The organism is Mesorhizobium sp. M1227 (genome assembly GCF_040318315.1).
Lineage (GTDB): Bacteria > Pseudomonadota > Alphaproteobacteria > Rhizobiales > Rhizobiaceae > Mesorhizobium.
The window spans coordinates 1-6,104 of the sequence record NZ_JAMYLZ010000081.1; the positions used below are offsets into that span (position 1 = coordinate 1).

The following is a 6,104-nucleotide window of genomic DNA, read 5'->3' on the forward strand; positions in this document are numbered from 1 at the left end:
CTGCTCGAGCCGAACGACGCTCAACGCGAGCGCGACGACCGGTTCTTGATCTCTACCTCACCCCATGCGCCCATCCCGCGCAGCGGGTTCGTTCGTCGGCCCCGATTCGGTCATTTTGAAATATAGCCTTTGATGACTGCATGTGGCGCTCCTTGCTCCTCCCGATGGACGGGACGACCGCACTCAATAAGGCCCTCGCCGACATGGTTAGACACGGTCCAGGAACTCGAGCACCCGCCGCGTGAGCAGTGCGCTGGCAGCCGCGTCGTACGACGGGAGCGAGCTGTCGGCGAAGTGGTGCTGGTCGTCGGGATAGAGGAACAGCTCCGCGTCCTCGACCTTCTCCACGATCTCGCGAGCGGCGTCGATGTCGCCCTCGCCGATGAAGATCGGGTCGTTATCCATACCGTGGATCTGGACCGGGACGTCGTCCGGCCAGGATCCGAAGGCCCACTCGCCGCTAATCGGCAGACAGGAGTGGACGAGCAGGGCTCCGCAGGCACCGGGTCGTGTCTGTGTGAGCTTCTGCGCCGGCAGTACGCCGAACGAGAATGCGGCGTAAACGAGCTCGGGGTCAGATCGCCGGCGACGCGGACGCCGCGCTCCCGCATGTCGTCGAACCTGATCTCACCGATTTAGGCGAGACCCTCGTCAATACTCCGGAATGTGCGTCCGTCGAACAGGTCCGGCGTATGCACGGTGTGCCCGGCTGCCCGCAGGTCGTCAGCGAACGCGCGCACGCCGGGAGTCAACCTTGTGCGTGGTGGACCAGCAGGACCTCGGCCATGGGAGCCTCCAGATGGGACGTGGATTGCGGCGATAATTGCGAATCGCTTCGCAGAACTGCAAGCGATTTCGCTGTGCATCGAAGAACTTCCAAATGATGATAAGCCTCGGCGTATCGTCTTTTCCCGGCGTGACGACGCGGGGAAACCGATCTACACCAACAGATAGGCGGCGACGAAAATGCTTCGGCGTTACCCGCGTTCGCCAGACGGACGCACCGCGGTGGTAGTGTCTTGGTTCGAATTTCCGCCAAGGTTGACTCCGGCCGATGCGCGAAAGGCAGCTTGAATGAGCGCCATGAAAGTCGCTTTGAGCGCGTCCATTCGTTCAAGAACCCTAAGCTGCCGAACGACCGAAATCGACGGCGAAGGACTGGCTGGGTGGATACTGTTGAAAAAGTCCGGCGCACCGCAAATCGCCACCGATCTTAGAATCCAGTTCCACCCTGGCGCATTGCATGGAATCAGGATTCAATTTTGGGGTCTCTACGAAACGCCATCCTACGAAAGTGCCACGGGCGACCGCGACGCGGACTTTTTTGAACAATATCGGTATCGGTGGAGACCGGAAGTTCGACGCGAACCCAACAGAGAGCTCGCCGGCTGTTCACAGCTGCTCTACGGGCTCGGTCCTCGGACAAGCCGGCCAGAGAACTATCCTTCCAGAAGCGGCGCGGGATGAAGGGGCGCGTCCGCCTGGCCGGACGTGACGCGCAGGAGAGGGCATCTTTGCAGCCGCGACGATCACTCCGGCACGCCGGCAATACCCAACGCTTCGACGTAGTGCTCGGCGAACACCTTGTCCCGCCACGGGTTGATCTGCCTCTGCAGGCCGAGCGTGTAGGTCGGGAACGCCTCCATCAGCCGCCGCGCCGCCGCCTGCGCTTCGTCCGGCCGGTTGAGTTTGACCAGCGCCATGATCACCACCCGGTGCGAGGAGCCGTAATTCGGCATCTCGCGCAGCGCTCGTTCTCCCCAAGCCAGCGCTTCCTCGTAGCGTTCGAGCATCAGGTAGCTCATCCCGATGCCGGAGAGCGCGATGCCCTTCTCGGGGTCGACCGGACTCAGCCGCATCGCCCTGTGGAAGTGCTCGATCGCGACGAGGGGGTGGCCGGAATGGGCGTTCACCCAGCCGCTGCCCGTATGGCCCTGCGCCGAATTGGGGTTGAGGAGCAGGGACCGTTCGATCGTGTCCAGCGCCGTCTCGTAATCCTTGGCGCTGTAGGCGATCACCTGCGCGGCGAAACGCAAGCTTGTCGGGTCGTCTCGCGCGTCCGCCAGCACCTCGCGGGCCATGCGCACCGCGACGCGGATATCGTCGGGCTCGTGCCAGCACTGACTCACCGACAGGCTGCGGATATAGGCACCGAGTGCCTTCGCCAGGGTGAAGTCTGGGTCGATGCTGAGCGCCTCGTTGGTGAGCCGGCGCACGTCGGCGAAGCCTTCGCGCGTCATGCTGTAGAAGCGCGGCAGCGCACGAAGGTAGAGGTCGTAGGCACCGATGTAGTCGGTCGGCTTCATGCGCGCCTGCTTGATCTCCTGCAGCCGGATGCTCGGTTCGACAGCGCCGACGACGCTCTCGGTCACCTTGTCCTGCAGGTCGAAGATGTCGCTCACGTCGCCCTCGAAGCGGTCGGCCCAGACATGGTGTCCGCTGATCGCGTCCACCAACTGCCCACTGATGCGCACCCGCGATCCTGCTTTGCGGATGCTGCCTTCGAGCACGTAGCGGACGCCCAGCTCGCGCCCGACCTGGCGCAGGTCCACCGCCCGGCCCTTGTAGGTGAAGGACGAGTTGCGGGCGATCACGAAAAAGGAGTTCACCCGGCTCAATCCCGTGATGATGTCCTCCACCAGCCCGTCGGCGAAGTATTCCTGGTCGGGATCGCCGCTCATGTTGGTAAAAGGCAGAACCGCGATCGAGGGTTTCGCGGGCAGCGGAGGCGATGCAGCCACCGAGGCGCCGGCGTCGGTCTCGACGCGGTAGGCGCGCACCGGCCGCTCGATGTTTTTGAGGCGCAGATTGCCGAGTGGCGTGAAGCCGCAGTCGAGCTTGCCCTGAAGGTGGTCGTAGGCGGTGCCTGAGACGACCACGGTGCCGGGGTCGGCGATGCTGTCGAGGCGGGCTGCGATGTTGACCCCGTCGCCGTAGAGGTCGCCGTCCTCCTCGCAGACCACGTCGCCGAGATTGACGCCGATGCGGAAGCGAATCCGCTCTTCCTCGGGCATCTCCGCCTCGTGTTCTGCCAGGGCCTGCTGGATCGCCATCGCCGAGGCCACCGCGTTGACGACGCTCGCGAACTCACACAGCATGCCGTCGCCGGTGAGCTTGACGATCCGACCCCGGTGCTCAGAGACCAGCGGTTCGAGGAGGTCCTTGCGGTAGATCTTCAGCCGCTCGAGCGTGCCGCGCTCGTCGCGCTCCGTCAGGCGCGAATAGCCGACGACGTCGCACACCATGATCGCCGCGAGGTGGCGCTGCGTGTTCATTGCACCGCTCGGCCAAGCGCCTGCACGCGGGCCGCCCCGCGTCCATGTCCTGCCAACTTCCTGACGCCCCATGTGCATGGTATCCGTCTCTCCCAGTCGCCGCCCGTCGCCGACAGAGAGCGGAAAACGCAGCTCGACCTTGCCTTCACGAGATTTCGCTATCCCGCTTGCGAGGCGTGGAGCATTCCAGTCGCCGCGCTAACAGCCAACCGGCGACACGCCCACGCAGCCTCTGGGGACGCTGACACGCCACTCCCAGAAGGCCGGAGATATTTACTGCCCTTGGTAACCGGTTGACGCCACCGTGGCGGTGCTTTTGTCACCGCGATGTAACAGTGAGATGCCTACGAACGCGCATCGGGCATCACACCAGACGTTCGCGCTTTAGAGGTGCTGAGGTCGGAAAGTGGCGCGATGCGGACTTCGCCTACTCGGCAGCTGCCAGCGTGGGTCAAACGGCTTGGTTGGATAGAAACTTGCCGCATGGCGCGGCCTGTCGGAACAGCGTGATTGCGGCAAGGAGCCGACATCGAGTGGCCCCGCGTTGAGGCTTGCTCAAACTAGTCGCTCGCGGGCCGTTGAATCGAAATCACGAAGCCTAGACCTAAGGGCAGACGTTAGTCCTCCGGAATTTCGGTGACAGTGCACTTTGTGTCGCGTTCGCGCGACCGTCGTGTGTCGATTGACTGCGTGGCGGCGCGCTCGCCAAAGTGCTGCGTAGGACTATCCAACGCGCGGCAAAAGAGCACTGGGCATGTTTTACAAGCCGCTTCGCGAAGTTGCCACGGACGATGATCACCTAGGAGCCTTAGGACATCCGCCCGCAATCACCAAAATCCTCAATCAACGATCGGCACATGAGGTCGCCGCCACAAAGCTGTGGCTAACCGACCTTCCACGTTCTCGCCGATACCCTCGTCACACCAGTCGCTGGCTCAGGCACGCGTCGCCATCGCCCTGTGACGCGCCGACTACAACACCGCGCGGCCGCATTCCCAAATCGCCTGGCAGACACCGGCCGAGTTCGCCACCACCTTCAATCTGCGACGGCCGCTCGCTTTGCGCTGTGCCAAAAGCTCCGCGCCAGCGCCCGTCGCTTCACCCGCCCAGCAGGGCACAACCCACGCCGGAAACGAACTCAAAACTGGGATAGAAACTGGGCGCAACGTCACCTATTCTGCCGAGAAGCAATGCGCCGCTAACCGACATTCGCAGCAAATGCGGCATGCGCTCGCAGTCAAAAGTCCTGGTACCAATCGGGGAGCTTTGTCATCTCGACTTCTTATAGCCAACCGCCCGAAAAACCGGCTCGGTGCAGTCCCGCGATGATGGCCGGCACGCGGCGCATCAGGCGCCACAGGAAGCCCGAGCGGTAGTTCTCTATCATCAGAGTGATCGGCCCCTGATTGATGCCGACGTGGTCCGGCGATACCCAACCGCATGGCCGGCCGTCGGCGGCTGCTATTGTCGGATTGAAGCTTGCGGTGAAGCCGTAAGGGTTGCCCTCTTGCAGGTCGATCTCATGGAAATAGCGCAGTGCCGGCAGAACGATCTCTGGCGCAAAGGGCAATGAGGTAATCGCTGCCCACGGCGACAACGTTCCATCATCAGGGCCGAATGGCGCACCGCGCGCCAGATAGCCGAAGAAGCGGCGGCCACCGACCGTGATTTGACCTTTTGTCGGGCTTGGGCCGTCGCTGGCGGTAATGCCCCAGCAATTCTCGCCATAACCGCTGAAGCCCTTCGGATTGCGAATGGCGTAGTCGCGTTGCAGGTAGGTTGCCTCGCGGCTGTTCTCGAAATAGTCGCAGTCGTGGTTGCGCATGGAAGCATCGCGGATGCCGCGAAAATCGATCCAGATATGCGAGAGCTGGTGGATGAAGAGTGGACCGGCGTAAACCAATTCCCGGCCATAGATCTTTTTCCACTTGTAGGTGGATAGCCAGGCCGCATAGCTCTCGGGCGGCAGCGGATGGGTTGGCGAGCCGAGGCCCAACACATAAAGGATCACCGCTTCGTCGTAGCCTTGCCAGCGATAGCGCAGGAAGCCTTTTCCAGGCCGCCAGCCATGGGTGACGGTAGCGCCGCCGTTCTGCGCCCATCGCCAGTCGGTGCGCCGGTAGAGCGCATCTGCAAGCCGCCGGATTTCAAGTTCGGATTCATCGTCCTCGCCAAAATAGGCGCCGGCGGCCAGCGCACCGGCAAGCAGAAGCGCCGTATCGACCGTGGACAGCTCACACTTCCAGACGCGGCGGCCGGTCTCCATGTCGAGGAAATGGTAGTAGAAGCCCTTGTGGCCCGTTGCGTCGGCTTCGGGCCCTTGCGGCGCGTTCCAGAAGAAGCGAAGCGTGGCGAGCGTTCGTTCAGCGGCGGCGGCGCGCGTCATGAAACCGCGCTCCACACCGACGGGATAGGCCGACAGGGCGAGCCCGACGGCGGCGATGCTGGCCGGTGACCCCGGGGTGTTGCGGTCGGCGATCAGGCCATTCGCCGGGTTGGCCTCTTTGAGAAAATAGTCGAAGGACAGGCGCTGGATGTCCGAGAGAAGCTCGTCGTTCGGCGGGTGGTCGCTCGATGCATCCATCGCTGTCGATATAGAGGGGTTTCGCCGAGCTTCCCACCTTTTTGGTCGACTTGTCGCCTTTGGGTCATGTCACGACGATGCTCGCGCTGGCCCAGGTGTCTCTATAACTAGGTTCGAACACCAGAAGCTGACATTCCGCTAACGTGAAGAGTTTCGGGCGCCGGCAGGCGTACGAAAGTCCCCGAGGAAGGAACCCGCGGGCCACAGGCGATGGCTATGGGGATTTCGGATTTCGGCAGATGTCG

At 62.9% G+C, this 6,104-nt stretch carries 2 protein-coding genes and 2 pseudogenes; 1 reads left to right on the forward strand and 3 read right to left on the reverse strand.

Features of this window, described 5'->3' with window-relative positions:
* Positions 1 to 207: 207 nt before the first annotated feature.
* Together NKH28_RS33935 and NKH28_RS33940 are read right to left on the reverse strand one after the other, a co-directional pair.
* Positions 208 to 787 (reverse strand): annotated as a pseudogene (locus tag NKH28_RS33935) (dienelactone hydrolase family protein).
* Between the two features lie 742 nt (positions 788 to 1,529).
* Entirely contained in the window at positions 1,530 to 3,275 is a 1,746-nt protein-coding gene (locus tag NKH28_RS33940) for an adenylate/guanylate cyclase domain-containing protein (RefSeq protein ID WP_352819591.1), read from the reverse strand.
* Between the two features lie 927 nt (positions 3,276 to 4,202).
* On the opposite strand from NKH28_RS33940, the pseudogene NKH28_RS34650 reads away from it, so the two are divergent.
* A pseudogene (locus tag NKH28_RS34650) lies at positions 4,203 to 4,424 on the forward strand (integrase core domain-containing protein); the annotation flags it as partial.
* Positions 4,425 to 4,557: 133 nt separating this feature from the next.
* Here NKH28_RS34650 and NKH28_RS33950 read toward each other — a convergent pair.
* Complete coding sequence (locus NKH28_RS33950; RefSeq protein ID WP_352819636.1) at positions 4,558 to 5,859, reverse strand: glucoamylase family protein; 1,302 nt, start codon at positions 5,857 to 5,859, stop codon at positions 4,558 to 4,560.
* Positions 5,860 to 6,104: the final 245 nt, after the last annotated feature.

Bases quoted from the DNA above. Each gene is read 5' to 3' on its own strand.
- NKH28_RS33940 (WP_352819591.1), bottom strand. From the start codon at position 3,275: ATGAACACGCAGCGCCACCTCGCGGCGATCATGGTGTGCGACGTCGTC.
- NKH28_RS33950 (WP_352819636.1), bottom strand. From the start codon at position 5,859: ATGGATGCATCGAGCGACCACCCGCCGAACGACGAGCTTCTCTCGGAC.